The 17,418-nt window shown below is 36.1% G+C and carries 12 protein-coding genes and 2 pseudogenes; 13 read left to right on the forward strand and 1 reads right to left on the reverse strand.

The window, feature by feature from the left end; translation table 11 throughout:
• The first annotated feature begins 578 nt into the window (after window positions 1-578).
• The 9 genes and pseudogenes from ACP6PM_RS25565 (at window position 579) to ACP6PM_RS25605 (ending at window position 12,859) form a co-directional block, all read left to right on the forward strand.
• Window positions 579-2,831 carry an nSTAND1 domain-containing NTPase gene (locus ACP6PM_RS25565; protein WP_426589659.1) on the forward strand — a complete coding sequence of 751 codons (2,253 nt, stop codon included), beginning with the start codon at window positions 579-581 and terminating at the stop codon, window positions 2,829-2,831.
• A 2,040-nt stretch (window positions 2,832-4,871) separates the two neighbouring features.
• The gene (locus ACP6PM_RS25570) at window positions 4,872-5,900 is read left to right on the forward strand and encodes a DUF3179 domain-containing protein (protein WP_426589663.1); all 1,029 of its coding nucleotides are present in this window, start codon (window positions 4,872-4,874) and stop codon (window positions 5,898-5,900) included.
• A gap of 277 nt (window positions 5,901-6,177) precedes the next feature.
• On the forward strand, window positions 6,178-7,188 hold the full coding sequence (locus tag ACP6PM_RS25575) for a sulfotransferase domain-containing protein (RefSeq protein WP_426589665.1): 1,011 nt from the start codon (window positions 6,178-6,180) through the stop codon (window positions 7,186-7,188).
• Window positions 7,189-7,347: 159 nt separating this feature from the next.
• The gene (locus ACP6PM_RS25580) at window positions 7,348-7,563 is read left to right on the forward strand and encodes an alcohol dehydrogenase catalytic domain-containing protein (protein ID WP_426589667.1); all 216 of its coding nucleotides are present in this window, start codon (window positions 7,348-7,350) and stop codon (window positions 7,561-7,563) included.
• 86 nt (window positions 7,564-7,649) lie between these two features.
• Entirely contained in the window at window positions 7,650-8,183 is a 534-nt protein-coding gene (locus ACP6PM_RS25585; RefSeq protein WP_426589669.1) for a quinone oxidoreductase family protein, read from the forward strand.
• A 12-nt stretch (window positions 8,184-8,195) separates the two neighbouring features.
• A complete protein-coding gene (locus tag ACP6PM_RS25590) occupies window positions 8,196-8,369 on the forward strand; it encodes a hypothetical protein (RefSeq protein WP_426589670.1) in 174 nt (57 codons plus the stop codon).
• Between the two features lie 535 nt (window positions 8,370-8,904).
• Window positions 8,905-10,536: an iron uptake porin gene (locus ACP6PM_RS25595; protein WP_426589672.1), complete on the forward strand. Its 1,632-nt coding sequence runs from the start codon at window positions 8,905-8,907 to the stop codon at window positions 10,534-10,536.
• 693 nt (window positions 10,537-11,229) lie between these two features.
• A complete protein-coding gene (locus ACP6PM_RS25600) occupies window positions 11,230-12,192 on the forward strand; it encodes a pentapeptide repeat-containing protein (RefSeq protein WP_426589674.1) in 963 nt (320 codons plus the stop codon).
• A gap of 211 nt (window positions 12,193-12,403) precedes the next feature.
• Window positions 12,404-12,859, forward strand: a pseudogene (locus ACP6PM_RS25605) (DUF29 domain-containing protein).
• Between the two features lie 275 nt (window positions 12,860-13,134).
• Here ACP6PM_RS25605 and ACP6PM_RS25610 read toward each other — a convergent pair.
• Window positions 13,135-13,257: a hypothetical protein gene (locus ACP6PM_RS25610; protein WP_293110764.1), complete on the reverse strand. Its 123-nt coding sequence runs from the start codon at window positions 13,255-13,257 to the stop codon at window positions 13,135-13,137.
• Window positions 13,258-13,275: 18 nt separating this feature from the next.
• On the opposite strand from ACP6PM_RS25610, the gene ACP6PM_RS25615 reads away from it, so the two are divergent.
• From ACP6PM_RS25615 to ACP6PM_RS25630, 4 genes and pseudogenes are all read left to right on the forward strand, one after another.
• Window positions 13,276-13,929, forward strand: a complete 654-nt coding sequence (locus ACP6PM_RS25615; protein WP_426589676.1) for a DNA-3-methyladenine glycosylase — start codon at window positions 13,276-13,278, stop codon at window positions 13,927-13,929.
• Window positions 13,930-14,367: 438 nt separating this feature from the next.
• Window positions 14,368-15,429, forward strand: coding sequence for a TIGR03032 family protein (locus tag ACP6PM_RS25620; RefSeq protein ID WP_426589678.1), 1,062 nt, complete (start codon window positions 14,368-14,370; stop codon window positions 15,427-15,429).
• 730 nt (window positions 15,430-16,159) lie between these two features.
• The gene (locus ACP6PM_RS25625) at window positions 16,160-16,282 is read left to right on the forward strand and encodes a hypothetical protein (protein ID WP_426589680.1); all 123 of its coding nucleotides are present in this window, start codon (window positions 16,160-16,162) and stop codon (window positions 16,280-16,282) included.
• 49 nt (window positions 16,283-16,331) lie between these two features.
• Window positions 16,332-17,418, forward strand: a pseudogene (locus ACP6PM_RS25630) (hypothetical protein); the annotation flags it as partial.

The raw sequence follows: 17,418 nt of genomic DNA on the forward strand, positions 1-17,418 counted from the left end.
TTACAATATTACTATTTTTTAAGTTGAGTTGAGGTAACGAAACCCAACAAGTTTAATTTTCTATAATTTAACTGATACTATTGGATTTGTATAACCCCTTAAAAAATCTTGACATTTACTTATAATGCTCACAAGTGCTAAAATGAATTAAGGTTGAAAGTAACTCCCAGAATTGACAAAGAGGATTGATCAAGTCAGCACTCAGAAGTCAGAAATAAAAATTAGTGGGAGTTTCAACCTCCCACTAATTTTAATCCGCTCAAATGAAATTTATAGTGGGGGAAAGATGAAGTTAGAAGTTTGAAGTGTGTTAGCTCCGCATTCCGCAGGAAAGTCGGAACTAATTAAGAATTAGTTAGAAAATTAGTGACTCCGAAAACTGAACATTTAGGAAAACTTTGCGCCTTCTGACTTGGCTTTTAGGGGTCTTAAACTCTATTTCAACGCCTAGGAAATAGAAAGTAAAATTTTCTTTTCAATTTTCTGAAAAACTTCTGAGGGATGACTTCCTATGTCTGACGGAGGAGTAGAGCGATCGAGACTCTTTTACTTATTACTAAAAATTAATAATTTAAGATATGACATATCAAGAAAAATCAGAAAATTTAACTTCATCTAATTCTCTTACAGCTATTAATATAATTGAAGATTGTACCAATAAAATATTGGCTCATATTTTCGACCCTAATATTATTCAGTTTCAAAATAACTCAGATATTCTGAGTGTCAGAGAAAGTCAACTACTGGCAACAGCTATTGAAGATTTACAGATTAACTACAAAAGACAGAAATTATTACCTCTTCAAACAGCGAATATAGATTTTATTCTTGGTCGATATAATTATGCTAATAGTCAAATAGAGCCAGCATTAACAAATTTTAAAAATAGTCAAGCAATATGGCAAAATGGTACAAAAATTTTACCCGGAGAAATAGCAACTCAACAAAGGAATAATCAGCTAGAAAAATTAGGTGCAGTCCAGTTCCATATAGGATTATGTTACTATCATTTAGGCACTGTAAATACCGAGTCAAAACAAAAAAATTATTATTGGCAGCAAGCACAAGATAATTTCCAGCAAAGCTTAGACTTATTTAGTCAAATAGATCGGCAAGAGGTAGTAGCTAAATTTATTGGTAAAAAAGGAGAAGTTCTACAAAAATTAGAAGCATGGAGCGATTTATATAACCTTGCTCAACAGGCTTTAGATTTACATCTAACTTATGGTAAAGAAGAGCAAATTGCTCAAGATTACGGATTTTTAGCTGAAGCTGCAATGCATGAATCAAAATGGGCACATGCTAGTCAATTAGCAGAGTTAGCAGTTGCCATTCAAAATCAGTCTTTGGGAGACCCTCTAGAAATTGGGCAAGATCAAAATTCTTACCTCTCAATTTTAACTGAATCTCAGCAGAATTTGAATGAGTGGCAAGCTACTATTAATCAACTAGAAAAAGCGCGACGGCAAACCAACCCATACCATGATTTGCAATCTTATCTTTCCATATTAAAAGCATTAAGAAAGCTTTATTTTGAACAAGATAAATATGGAAAATCTGCCAGAATTAAAGAAGAACAATTAAAAATTGAGTATGAGTATGGGTTAAGAACTTTTGTAGGTATAAATCCATTACAAGCACAACAAGATTCTAATGGTAGCGCCATAGTTGCTAGAGAAATTGAAGCTTCCGGTCGCTTAGAAGATGTCAATAAATTAGTAGCAAGAATCAAAAGTAAAGAGCATCAACTAATAGTAATATATGGTGCATCTGGTGTGGGTAAGAGTTCTTTACTTAATGGGGGCTTAATACCTGCTTTACTCCAAGAAAAATTAGACGATAATCAACTAATTATACCCATACCACTGCGAGTTAATACTGATTGGATTAGAAATCCTGACCCCACAACTTGGAATCTGGAATATGTACTAGAGACATTGGTTAAAAACAATCAAAAAAATAATTTAAAAGTATTAATTTTAGACCAGTTTGAAGAGTTATTTACTGTTTGTCCAAAAATAACTCAAAGATTGCCACTTTATCAATTTTTGCGTAATTGTTTAAGTTTAAATTCTGTCAAAGTAATTTTATCCATTCAAACAGATTATTTACATTATTTATTAGAGTGGGAACGCCTGACCAACTTAGAAGTAATAATTAACCATGAAATTTTATCCAAGGAAACTCTTTACTACATAAATAATTTTCCAGCCAATCATACTCAAGAAATAATCAAAAAATTAACTGAAATCACTCAATTAAATTGGGAATCAGATTTAATTGAGCGAGTGGTAAAAGATTTGAGTGCGACAGAAAATACAGTACGTCCAATTGAATTACAAGTAGTAGGTAGTCAACTTCAAACAGAAGAAATTTTAAATATTAAAAAATACCAGAAGCTAGGAGATAATCCACTGCAAAAATTGAGGCAAAAATTTTTAGATACAGCCATTAAAGATTGTGGTTTTCTCAATGAAAAAACAGCCACACTCGTCTTATACTTGTTAACCAATGAAAATGGTACTCGTCCTCTCAAAACTTCTGTTGAATTAGCATCATATTTGTCAACACAAACCAGTAAAATAGATTTAGTTTTAGATGTATTAGTTGCCCAGGGACTTGTTTTACTACTGCCAGATTTACCAGAAAATAATTATCAATTAGCCCATGATTATTTAATTCCATTAATTAGGGAACAGGAAGGAGAAAAATTAATTGCTGAATTGGAGTTAGAAAGAGATTTAGCACAACATAAATTGCTCCAAGAAAGACCCAATAATTTCTTTGATAAAGCAATTGCTTCTATGTTTAGATGGATGGGAGTTGATTAGATAATTTATTTTGAAATAAAAAGTTAATCATTGAATATATATAGCAATTATCATACTGGTGAGGTAGAAAATTAGTTAGTGGTAAACAAGTAATGATTTTTTCACTTTACCTCCTGACTATGAAATTGATTTAGCAACCAATATCCTTACCGAATAATTAATAATTAATAGTTATTAATTAAATAATTCACCCTTTAAAGCCTCCCCAATAAAAGGGAAAAAGCGGTCATTTGCGGAGCATTCCGAAGGATGGGATGCCGAGGTCTCCGTTCCCTCCGGGACGCTTCGCGTTTCATGTCGCGCAGCGAAACGCTAGCCTCCAATTGACCAAGAGAGGGTTCGTTTGCGCGGTGAGACGGCGCGGGGTCGCACCGTTTTGTCAAAGGGACATCTCTTATAAAGTCTTTTAATCACACTTAATTATTCATAACATTCTTTTGTCAAATTGGTATTATACTAACCATCCAACTTTTAGCAATTGGGGATTTAACCCCGGTTGAAAAAAGTGATTATACTACTTTGAAAAAAGAATGCTACAAAAAGGTACATCTCGATCATATAGCAATCCTATTTTATTCGTGTTAAAAATCTTACTGCTTTTTAGGGAACAGGGAACACTTAACTCTTAACAGGTAAAAGCTTCAGTTTTTTTATTTACTTTTTGATTACCCGCAACCTATGCGCGGATTGCTATATATGCTGAAAAATAGCTGCTCCAGTTCATTTTAGATAGCTATATCTATCATTTTCCCCTTCTCTCCTATATAACTAAAGCCTTCGTTATTCTTCCTTACTTCTACCATTTGCAACAAACATTAATCAAATCGTTATTAGGTAAGTCAGTTCTAATAAATAAGAAAAAAAAGTGTATTTCATCCTTGTTTATAAACGCTATAGCATTTATATTTTGGTTGTGTATAAAAGATTCTATAAAAAGGAAATAAGGGTAAAAGTTTCAGTTTTTTTATAGTAATTATTTATCTTAAGTTAATGTTGAACTCAGTTTAATTTAAGGTATGTAGACCACGCTTAAAATAGCGGTTAGGACTCAGCAATCAGCAGTCAGCAAGATTATTTTTAATCAGTTATTAAGGGGATTTAAACCCCGACTCAACAATCCTGCTGATAGAAGCAGGGGATCTTAACAATCGCTCAAAAAGCTGAAGGCCGAAGTTACGACCCAGGAGGCTAGCTGTTTACGGAGCATTCCAGTACGGAAATGCTTTTAGCTGATAGCTAGTTAAAATATCAAACTTCTTAATATAGCGTTTCTCAGGCTAATTGAGGTACACCTATTTTTATTTCTTTTCTATTCCCTATTCCCTATTCCCTGTTCCCAGTTAAGTGTTCCCTGTTCCCTAAAACAAAGGAATTTTGTACCTCACCAGGATGGAAATTGCTATATAGCAGTTTGCAGATTAAGTTATACCAAATTGATAAATGTTGGCTAAAAATAGCTAGGCTATTTCTTATAAGTTAGGAGTCATGACTCAGAATGAATAGGTTTGATACCATTTTTTATGTTGTAACTTATATTTTTCGTCAAATAGACATTTCCAATAAAGTCTTTTAATAGTGCTTATTATTCGTAACATTCTTTTTTAAAATTGCTATTAGATCATGCTCGATGGAAGTATCAACCTGTTCAAGTTATTCCAAGCAGCTTAGTTTATTTGATTGATTGATGAGAATTTCACACCATCAGGTATTTTGACCAGGGGAGGATGTCAATTTTATGAACTGATTTAGTATTAAATATACTTTTTCCGGACCCACGGTTTGGGAATATCTAAACATTAAGTACCACTTCATAGAGAATTGATTTAATAAATAATTAATAACTAAATTACCAGGACAACTACCCTAATTTACTTTATCTACTTTATCAAGTTTAAATCTGCTATATTTTCCATGATTTTTAGAGTAATATATTTGTGTCTACTAACTATCCAAGACTGACTCATAAAGTCGGAATTATTCTGCAAGTATAGCATAATTTATAGCTAATTTTTCCTTGTTTATTACTGATTTAAATAGCTTATGAAAACACTAACTAAAATCATCATTAATACTGCTTTATTTGCCAGCTTGGGTTTGAGTGCTATGCTAGCCAAAGCTGGTAATTTAGATAACTTTAAATTTCAATATTTTCATCTCACACAATATCTCAATAATCAAAATAGAGAACACCAATATGTTCAAGCACAAAATCTCGATCTTGACCCTCAGAAATATAGTCGCATTAATTTAGCTCAACTTTTAGATGGTGGACCGCCAAAAAATGGTATACCTTCTATTGATAATCCCAAATTTGATACTGCTAAAACAACAGCTTTTTCTGCTAATGAAACAGTGATTGGCATCGAAATAAATGGTGAGGCAGTTGCTTATCCTTTTGGCATTATGAACTGGCACGAAATTGTTAACGATAGAGTAGGAGGAGTTAATATTACTGTTTCTTATTGCCCTCTCTGTGACACTATAGTAACATTTGAACGTGGCAGTAAAACTTATGGAGTTTCTGGCAAACTTTATCAAAGTTGTTTGGTAATGTATGACCGTGCCAATGATACTCTTTATGCTCAACCTTGGGCTATTGGTATTATTGGTCAAGATGTTAATCGTAGTTTAAAGAGAATTCCTGCTATAAAAACTACTCTTAGTGCTTGGTTAGCAGCACATCCTAATAGTAAAATTCTCTCTACAGATACAGGTTATAAACGTGACTATTTTAATTATCCTTACGGTAGCTACTATACCGATAAGATGTTAATTTTTCCTGTGAGAAATCAACGCCAACTTAGAGAACATCCTAAGTCTATTATTAGCTATGTTTGGGAATCAGATCGAGAAATACCTCAAAATTATTTCTCTGGTATTAGTGTTCAATTTTTACATTCAGAAATGAAGCAACTAGGGGAAAAAGTTGTAGAGTTTAATGGGCGAGAAATTCGTGCTAAATGGGATAGTCAAATGGAAACTGTTATTGTTGAAGAACTTGATAGTACGACTATTCCTAGTTCCACTGCTTTTGCTTTTGTTTATCCTGCATTTTTTGGAGAAAAGTAGTTAATTATCAACATAATTTTTCCCTAGTGGTAAAGAAGTAATAATAGGTATAGCGTTTCTCAAATTAGTGAGGTACAGTTGTTTTTCTTCTTTATCTATTCCTACGGAACGAGAATTACTACTCCCTACTCCCTATTCCCTTTCCCCAGTTAAGCGTTCCCAGTTAAGTGTTCCCTATTCCCGATTCAAGTAGTGCTATAAAAGACTTTTGAGCGCAAACCCTAAATATTTAACCGGACATGATATAAGTTACTAAGTTCACTTATCCCGATTGACTATGTCTGTAAATTTATCTCAAACTTCTGAACTACAGATTTCGGCAAATTTATCTCAAGCTTCTGACCCAAAAATGAACTGTATACCCCGTTCATTTGATGTAAATGCAATAGAAAATTTTTATACCTGCACTATTATTACAAAGAGTGGGATGGAAAATGTATTTAATCATTTTTTGCCTAGAGATGGTGATATTTATGTAGCAACTTATCCAAAGTCTGGTACAACTTGGACTATATCAATACTTGGACATTTAGTAAAAAAAGTTTGTGAAAAAGGTATTTCACTAGGTTTTTGTGCAGAAATTTTTTGTCCTTGGTTAGATATGGCAGCAAGTACAGAAAACTGGCGTTCAATATTTTCAAAGTTTGAGGGGGCGACATCCCCACGATTTTTTAAATCCCATGCTAGTGTAGGTTTAATCAAACAACCAGCAAGAATAATTCAATCTTTAAGACATCCTCTAGATACGTTTGTTTCTGCATGGCATCATGTTAGAGGAAAAGGAGTTTTTGAATATAACGGATCTTGGCATCATTTCTTTTCTAAAGTAGCGCTAGAAGGAAAATTTGAGTGCGGTGATTGGTTTGACTATCACGAAGAATTTCTGAAAGCTTCTAAAGAAGGAGAAATTGAGGCATTATTTTTAAGGTATGAAGACATGAAAAAAGATAATGCTATTTCCGCTATACATGAACTTGCTAAGTTTATTGGAGTTGAATCCTATGATGCTGAAAAAATATCTAGAGCTACTAATTTTACAAAGATGAAAGAAAAATCTAATCAGGGACACATTGAGAAAAATGGAAGCTTATCTGATGTTTTAGTTTCTCAAGAAGTTGGTGATAAAAATACTCCATCTAAGGCACATATACGCAAAGGAATTGTAGGAGATTGGAAAAATTATTTGAGTGATAGTGAGCTGAATTTGTGGCGGAATTATGTACAGATCAAAAAAGAAACCTGTCCCCATGTGATAGATTTCTTTTCTTTAGAGGATTTACTTTGTTAATTTTCTGGAATTTTTGCTCCTACCCTAAACCTACACTTTTATACAACAAAATAAACAGGAATTTTAATTATGCGTGCGCTTCGCTTTGACAATTTCGGATCTCCGACGACTCAACTTAAACTTGAATAACTTCCCACTCCCGTTTTGCAACCTGGTGAAGTGCTGGTTGAAATTCATGCAGCATCTATTAATCCCAGTGATGTGAAAAATATTTTGGGAGTTATGGAAAACACAACTCTCCCACGCACACCCGGTCGAGATTTTGTAGGAGTTGTCGTCCCGGGTGCGCCAAATCTAATTGGTACTGAAGTTTGGGGAACAGGAGGCGATATTGGATTTATCCGTGATGGTTCTCATGCTTCTCATTTGGTATAGCGCTACTTGAATCGGGAATAGGGAACACTTAACTGGGAACAGGAGACTATCAAAGGATTTGAGGATTTATAAATGTCCTAACCTTAATGCGTAGCGCTATATTACCTGTGGCAGCAATACAACCCAAACCGAAAAATATATCAATGATACAAGCAGCAACTATCGGAGTCAGATATATTACCGCTTGGTTATCTTTGATTGAAGCAGCAAATTTACAACCAGGAGAAACTATTTTGGTAGTGGGAGCAACAGGTGGGGTTGGCAAAGCTGCAATTCAAATAGCAAAATGGAAGGGAGCTAAAGTTTTAGGTACGGTGCGACGGGAATCAGATTATCCAATAGTTGAAACATCTGGTGTTGATATCGTTATTAATTTGGCGACGGAAAATCTTAATTCTGCTGTATTAGCTGCTACTGGAGGTAAAGGTGTGGATGTGGTATTGGATACAGTGGGGGGTTCTATGTTAGAAAATAGTATGTGGACTCTCGGTCATAGAGGTCGTTTAGTCGCTATTAGTGCCCCACCAAAAGAAGCGAAAGTTTCTTTTGACCTCCGGGATTTTTATCACTGGGAGTTGCGCTTGTTTGGAGTAGATAGTCAAACTTTTAACGTGACTTAATGTGGGGAAATTTTGGCAGCACTAACTCCCTTGTTTGAAACAAATGGTATTCTCCCATCAGAAGCGATAGACTTCCAGTCCGCTGTCGCGATCGCTACTTACCCACTTACGGAAGGAATAATTGCCTACGAACAAGTACGCAATAGAACTAATATTTCTCTGCTAGTCTTAACTCCTAATATATAGTAAAATATATGTCGCTACTTTTTTTCATATTTCTCTAATATCAATTTCGGTTCGATAAACTATATTTTTTTTCTCTAACAGGACTTACGCATGAGATACGAAAAACTAGGATTTGAGATTGCTTCCCTGTCGGTCGCAATGACAAAAATACGTTGTACTGCGTAAGTCCTGTCTAATATGAAATCCGCTTAATTCAGCATAAAAAAATGGGTAGTCCTGCATAGTAATGGTAAATTTGGATGGGGTGATGCAGATATGAGCATGGCTTACTCTAAGCAAGGGAGCAGGATGCTCCCACTGTTTCTTGACCAAAATAATTACAAGAGACCACCATTACAATGCACCACCACAAAAAAATGTTCCATCTTCAGCTATTACCAAATCTTTCTAGATCTCCCCATCTCCCCATCTCCGAATCTCCCCACCCTCCCCACACTCTTTATCTAATTACACCAATGCTACCGGATTTGATCTAATTTACTCCTCCTCTGATAAAATCTGACTTCAGAATCAACTATTTTAGGGGGGAAATAGCTTGCAATTATTCAAAAGTCATGGTAGGAAAAAAAGTTTCATCCTCATCAGTTTGACACTAATCAATCTATTATCTTTAAACAGTGGAAAAACTCTGGCCACAGAAGATAACCAGGAGTTGATGGGGCAAATTCAAAACTATGCTGAAGAATTTAGTGAGACGAAACCAAATGACCCCATTACCCAACAAATACCTGTCTATCAACTAGATGATGTTTCACCTACTGATTGGGCCTATTCCGCATTGCTGAGTTTGCGCGATCGCTATGACTGTCTATCTGGTTATCCTGACAATACTTATCGAGGCAACCGCGCCATAACTAGATATGAATTTGCAGCAGCTTTAAATGCTTGTTGGCAAACTCTGGAAAGTTTTCTGGCAGAAAGTCAAGCAGAATTAATTCAACAAGACGATTTGATAGTTATCGAAAAACTTATACAAGACTTTCAGGTAGAAATAGCTAACCTCAAATCACGCACGGATGGGTTAGAAAACCGAGTTGATGCTTTGGAAGCACAGCAGTTTTCCACTACCACCAAATTAAACGGTCAGACAATTTTTGCGGTAAATGCTGGAGGGTTTGATGGCGATCGTATTATTAATCCTAAAGGAATAGAGTTGGCAGATGAAAACCCGCAAGCCACATTTTTATATCGAGTAGCTTTAGATTTTGATACCAGTTTTAGGGGCACAGATTTATTAAAAGTCCGAGTCGATACGGGTAGTAATGGCATTCTTGATAATGCTACAGGCGTACTTGAACCGACTTTCGGTAGTATTATAGACTTCTCCAAACGTCCTCCACGAGATGATGAGATTGGTATTGGCAGAGCCTTCTACAGCTTTCAGGTAGTGGAAAATTTATCCCTATCTATAGGACCTTTAATTGAAGCTTTGGATTATATAGATAATAACAACTACTCCGATCTAAGCTTTCGCGACTTTTCCACAGGAAACCTAATTTATAACTACGTCTTATTTGCTGTCGATGGCATTGGCGGTGGGGCAGTATTAGAATGGAATCCTGGAGGCAGTGATTTTAACCTTCGTGCCTTGTATATTGCCCCAGATGCAGCTAACCCCTCTCAAAATGGTCAAGGTCCTTTGCCAGTCTCTCGGTTTACACCATTACTTTATTCTGACGGGAAGGGATCGCGGGGAATATTTGGCGGTTTTCATCAAGGAATGGTGGAGTTTGAATATAATCCTTCGTCTAGGTTTAGTCTACGTTTGATTTACAGTGGAGGCAGAGTTTTTGCTCGCCGTTTTGATGCGGTAGGAGTGAATTTTGAGTGGGGTTTTGCTTCCAAGTTTGCTGTCTTTGGTCGCTATGGTTATAGTAGTTATCAGGATACAGATTTTGGTGATATTAATCCTAATTATTGGATGGCTGGTATTTCTGGGTGGGATGTTTTGCAAGGAGGCGATCGCTTTGGGGTAGCAGTTGGGCAGCCTTTTGTTGTCAATGAAATTGGCAATTCTACTCAGACAAATTTAGAAGTTTTTTATAATTATGCTGTGAATGATAATATTCAGATTTCTCCTGTATTCCAAGCCGTTTTTGATTCTAGTAATCAAAAGAGTAATGGTACGATTTTTACAGGTACATTACGGACGGTTTTTTCTTTTTGAATCAGATAGCATGAATTCATCGCTGTTCAGTAGAATAATGATTCCTACAAATGCTTTTTTTATCAAAACAATACCCTAAATATTCTGGCAAAAATTAGTATAAATACTAAAAATTAAAGGAATATTTCTAGTATTTCTATATTTTTTTATGAGGTGATTAGATCCTGTGCTTTTGTATCGTTTGTGTAATATTATATTATGTCTGAATAAACACTAACTGTAAAGTCCGCAGCGACTGGAAATCGTTGAAGGAAGCAATCTCTTATGTTTTAGATATTTCTTCTATTTATTCCTAAGAATCTGGTAATCCAAGTCTAATTTCCAATATTTCCTTTACGGATGACTCAGTTACTGTTGATATAATTCAGTATTCTGTACCACCACAAAACGTCGATTGGATATGGCGAGGTCTCCCACTCTTGCAGAGCCGCTCGGCTTTTCATGTCGCGAAGCGTTAACGCGCGTTGTGCGTTAGCTAAACGCCATCCCATCCTAGGTCATGCTCCGCAAACGACCGCTTGTTTCTCCTTTAAAGGAGAGGATTTAAACCTTAATTATTCGGTAAAAAATCTAAAAATACATAACAACTCTGAAATTATTATGGCTATTGCCTAATTCCAAAAGTTTTTTTTCACAACCAAAATAGGAATGCTATATGATATGATTTTATCAGTTACTTTTGGAGAAAAAAATATGGATACCAATGAATTAATTCAACGTTATCAAGTTGGAGAAAGAGATTTTTCTGGTGTGGAATTCAGATATATTGAATTAAGCAATATTTCTCTAGAAGAAATTAACCTGAGCGACTGCAACCTGAGCGGAGCAAAATTACACAATGTCAACTTAAATAATACTAATTTAAGTAATGCTCAGTTAGTTAGTACAGAAGTAGAAAATACCACTTTCATAAATGCTAATCTCAGTCAGGTCAATTTAGAAGGAATAAACTGGCAAAATCTAGATTTAAGCAATGCAGATTTAACAGATACAAGTTATGACCATAGCATCATAGACAATTCCAATTTGACTAATGCTAACTTAACTCAAATGGGTGGATTTCAATCAACTTTCTATAATTGTAATTTGACTGATGCAAATATTAGTCATGCTCAATTAAGTGAAGTTAATTTTGACAATTGTAATTTGAGTAATGTTAATCTCAGTCACACTACTTTTTATGATGTTTATATTCAGGGTTCAAATTTTAGTAATGCTGACTTTAGTAATGCTCATATTAAAGCCATGTCTGGTTGGAGCGACGCCAACTATACTGATGTAAATTTTCAAGATGCTCTTTATTTAGATCCAGAAGATTTGCCATCAGATATTGACCCTGACGAAGCAGGATTAATGTTTGTTGGTCCTGAAACCGATTTAAGTGGTAAAGATTTAAGAAATATAGATTTATCTGAATCTGAATTATATTCAGCTAATTTTAGCAATGCTAATTTAAGTGGTGCAGATTTAAGTGTTGCAGATTTGAGTGATGCAAATTTCACTAACGCAAATTTAGAAAATACTGACTTGAGTGATGCAGATTTAACTAATGCTAATTTTACTAATGCTAACCTCAATAATGCTAACTTAGATGGCGCAATCTTTGATAATACAACTATGCTAGATGGGAGTATTAGAAGTGATGAAGAAGAATGAATACTCTAGAACATATATTCATAGTTAATTATTTGCTCAAACCTAATAACACTTTATATTATTTTCGGTTAAATAGTTATTATAATTAAAGCTCGTAGTATAGCTCTCAGCCCTATCTAAAGTTGGGGCTGAGAGCTATACTACAAACAAAAACTTTATTATAAGTGATTATCCGAACATAATATTATACCTTTTACCTGGTGAGATAATTATGACTAAATTAACAGAAACAACATCCCCAAATCTTTACGATCAAGATTTTTTCCTGTGGGTAGAAACAACCGCCAATTTATTAAGAGCAGAAAAATTTACAGAAATAGATATTCCTAATTTAATCCAAGAAATAGAAAGTATCGGTAGGAGTCAAAAACGAGAGCTAAAAAATCGTTTAATTATTGTATTAATGCACCTTAAAAAGTGGAAATATCAGCCATAAAAAAGAACTGAAAGCTGGAAAAATACCATTATTGAACAGCGAATTTATCTATAATTACTCCTGGAAGATAGCCCTAGTCTTAAACCACTTTTGCCAGAAATATTTGATAAATCCTATCAAAGAAGTAGGCTTAAAGCAGCTAACGAAATAGGAATTAAAATTGATGTTTTTCCAGAACAATCTCCCTTTACTTTTGCAGAAAGTCTCGATTTTGAATATTTACCTGATTGACAAATATAGGGAATAGGGAATAGAAAAATGTCCTAATTTTAATGGGTAATACTATATGATTTAATTTAAAAAAAAATTCTTGGATAGACAAGTGTTCTATCCAAGAACTAAATTATCAAAAATTGAAAAGGTAAAAGATTTGAGCAAGAATGCTCTGCATCGCTTTAGTGAATACCTACAGAACTTACCCATGGGTACTACATATAGTGCAAAAAACTATAACGCTATAGTTTTTGAACTCTACATATATGGTCTATGCGTAAGTCCTAACCTACTTAGTGAGCGGAACCATTTCCATGATAATCATCGGTATCATAGAACCCATTTTGTGTACCAAAGAACAGACAACCAATAGTAAACAAAACAGTTAATCCCACTAGAATTAATTTGATATCCATAATTGCAAACTCCTTTATATGAATTTTACTCAAACAAATGAGATTATAGACAATACTTGGCTAAAACGCCCGTCCCCCGAAGTTGCCCCAGAATTAATAGGTTGTACCTTGGTGCGACGAATATCTGATGACCAAATTATCCGCAGCACAATAGTAGAAACCGAAGCTTATGCACCAGGAGACCCAGCTTGTCACGGTTATCGTAGTCGTACTCCACGAAATACGGTGATGTTTGGCCCTCCAGGTAGAAGCTATGTTTTTCTCATTTACGGGATGTATCACTGTCTGAATATTGTGACAGATGCAGATGGGGTGCCTAGTGTTGTCTTAATTAGAGCTTTACAATTGGAGTCTGTGCCAGATTGGTTGTGGGAGCATATCCCAAAACAAAAATCAAAATCTAAAATTTCTCATTTAGCTGCCGGACCTGGTAAACTTTGTCGTCTACTTAATATAGACCTGAGTTTGAATGGTTTGCCGTTAGAAGTGGGGCAACCAATGTGGTTAGAACATCGCACTCCCCAATTTCAAGAAAATTTGCGAATAGTACAAACAACTCGTATTGGTATTACAAAAGGAACGGAGTTACCGTGGCGTTGGTATTTAGCTGACTGTGATGCTGTGTCTAAGGAGTCAGGAGTCAGGAGTCAGGAAATTTGCTCAAACTACTAGAGCGTCTAGACTAAAATTGTGGGTAAAACCTAACCCCCCACCCTTCCCTTGTAGGGAAGGGGGAGCATCTCTGCGCTCTCAAAAGCAGGAGAGGGGTCGGGGGAGAGGTCTTCCGGGTTGCTGAAACTTTAAAGCCAGACGCGCTACTACATTTATTAGGAATTTTCTAGACTAATAGACATAGGCGTGATAATCAAAAATTAAATCAATCCCATACGTATAAACCATCAATTATTTCCCCCTACTCTGTAGGGACCTTGCATGCAACGTCCCTACTACTCCCTCCGACCTCTTTTCCACCAGAGGTCTAATATGATATCCAGATAATAAGTGATAAAAAAGTTTTTGTTTGTAGTAGGGCTTTAGCCCTAGAAATATCTATAACTTAGCCTAATACGAGGTTTTAGGAAGAGAGCAGGAATACGACTATTAAATCTCATGTCAAAAACATCATCATTTGAAATTCTCGGTTCTCAACAGTTTATCCAATGGTTGAATGTAGAGAAAGTAAGTTTAGCATTTACTACTTATCAATCTAATCGACTATTTTTAATCGGGATTAAACCTGACGGTAGTTTATCTGCTACTATGCGGACTTTCGATCGCCCCATGGGACTTTATAGCACCACCGATACCCTAACTCTCGCCACTCGCTACCAGGTATGGCAGTTGGAGAATATGGTGGAAAAAGGTCAAGTTTTTCAAGACCATGACAAAATGTATGTTCCTCGTCGCAGTTGGCTGACTGGCCAAATAGATGTCCACGATATTGTGGTTGCTGGATGGGGTAGCAAAGAGAGAAAAATTATTTTTGTCAATTCTCTGTTTAGTTGTTTGGCTACTTTGAGCGATCGCTATAGTTTTGCTCCTCTGTGGAAACCTCCTTTTATATCTAAACTTGCTGCGGAAGACCGATGTCATTTGAATGGGTTGGCTATAATTGACGGAGAACCTGGTTATGTTAGTGCTTGTGGGCAGTCGGATGTGGTGGATGGATGGAGAGACAAACGGCACGATGGAGGCTGTATTATCCATGTGCCTAGTAAAGAAATTATTGCTACAGGACTTTCGATGCCTCACTCTCCCCGTTTTTACCAGGATAAACTCTGGTTGCTAAATTCCGGCATGGGAGAATTTGGCTATTTAGATGTAAAAACAGGGCAATTTCAACCAGTTGCTTTTTGTGGTGGATATTTGCGGGGGTTGACTTTCTGGCAAAAATATGCTTTGGTGGGTTTGTCTAAACCCAGAGAACAGACTTTTTCTGGTTTAGCTCTGGAAGAAAGGTTGGCACAAAAGGGAGCTGAAGCTTTTTGTGGATTGCAGATTATTGATTTGCAGACTGGGGATATTGTTCATTGGTTGCGGATAGAAGGAATTATTACTGAGTTGTACGATGTGACAGTTTTGCCTGGAGTGCAATATCCCGGTTGTATTGGTTTGCAACAACCGGATGAGTTGAGGCGAGTCGCTACCCGCGATTTAAGTCTGGAGGTTTAATTTCTCCTTCAATTTGTGGTAGTAGCGCCTCTAGCTTTAAAATGTGGTTCATTAATTGATAATTGATAATGGCGAACTTGATAATTACAAGAAGGTTAAAACCGCTCGGGAATTGAAGATCCCGAAATTCAAGAGCACTTTTCTCTTGGTCGATTGGATATGGCGAGGAAACCTCGCCATCCCTCGACCGCTTTTTTCCCTATCCAAGGGGAGGCTTTAAACCACAATTATTTAATTAACAATTAATAATTAATAATTCGGTAAAGAGCGAGTTAATGAAGACCTCTCCCCCAACCCCTCTCCTGCAAGGAGAGGGGAGAGATTATACCCACAATTTTAGTCTGGACGCGCTAGTAGGTGAAATCCCGGTTTTTTTGAAAAACGAAAAGCTATAAAGACAGGACTTACGCATAAGGTACGAAAAACAGGGATTTGAGATTGCTTCCCTATCGGTCGCAATGACGGAAATACGTTGTGTTGTGTAAGTCCTGTAGTTATAATTATAGCTCGTAGTAGGGCTAGAGCAATACTACAAACCATGTACTTTTTTATCACTGATTATCCGGACATGATATTAAGTCCTAAAAGCCACATATTTTAATAGAGAAAATCCTGATATATATGTGTTGTAGTTGACTTAATTTGTGGTATAGCTAAAGTGCATAACTTTGGGAGAAATATGACTATTATTAGGAGTAGCGATCGCTCAAATGAAAAACGATAAAAGCTTATGTCCACTGTTAAAATCAGTCAAACCGGAACCCCTAATGAAGTTGGTGCAGTAGCAGCAACTTTCACCATAGATAGAGATACAGAAACACTTTGTCACAACTTGTTACTCAAACACCGTTAACTATCTACTTAGACTTGACAATTGCAAATAATTACATCAGGAGAATCTTATGACTTCAATCTCGTTTGGTGTGCCAATTATTGGAGAAATCAGCGTTCCTGGAGAGGAAGATACTTACACACTAGATCTAGCTGCGGGAGATCAAGTTTATTTGGCTGTTTCCGACTCAAGAAAGACTGATGACCTCTTACCCAAAACTGTGGTTTTTTTCGACCCAACCACTACAACCCTAGAACGCACTGAAGGTACTACTACATCTATTGACGACAAAACTGAATATCAGATTTCGGCATCAGAAGATACAACTATTGAACTTCTAGTTAGAGACAGCAATTTTAGAGATAATAACGATACTGGAGATTATGCTGTTTTTGCTCAACGTACCAATAACCCAGTTAATTCAACTCCCATTGATGTAGGTATTTATGTACCCGGTAATCTGGGTATTTCCGGAGAAGAAGATACATACACTCTGGAATTGCAGCAAGGGGACACAATTTTTCTGAATACCTCTGGCTTTGGAGATCCTTCAATCTATCCAGATCTAGAAATATTTAGACCTGATGGAACTTTAATAAGTGAAGGATTGGAGAATAATTTTGTAGGTAAACAAGAAGGAAAAAGCTTTCCGATTTTTAATCTGAGTGGAGGTACATATACAATTCTAGTTGGACAAGATCATCGCTCGGTGACTGGTGGCTATGGATTGATGACTCAGCGTATTCCCGATCCTATCGGTGCGATTCCCATCAATCCCAATGAAGACTATTTTGCGAGTATTGATCTGTTTGGGGAGATTGATACTTATACGTTTGAAGCACAAGCCGGAGACTTATTTGTCCTAAATGGATCTGACTCGGGATTTCCTTTTCGACTCGAAGCACATTTATTCGACCCTAATGGAACCTTTGTTGAATCCGAAGAAAATCTCCGATCATTAGGACTTCAGGCTCTGTTAGAAACAAGCGGAACCTACACGTTAATTTTAGATAACAATAATGAAAGTCGTTTGTCATTCAATGCTACAGGAAATTACAAATTTGATTTTCAGCTTATAAATTCTTCAAATCCTACACCAGAGCCTACACCAGAGCCTACACCAGAGCCTACACCAGAGCCTACACCAGAGCCTACAC

It is taken from the genome of Dapis brunnea BLCC-M229 (genome assembly GCF_050015995.1).
GTDB lineage: Bacteria > Cyanobacteriota > Cyanobacteriia > Cyanobacteriales > Microcoleaceae > Trichodesmium.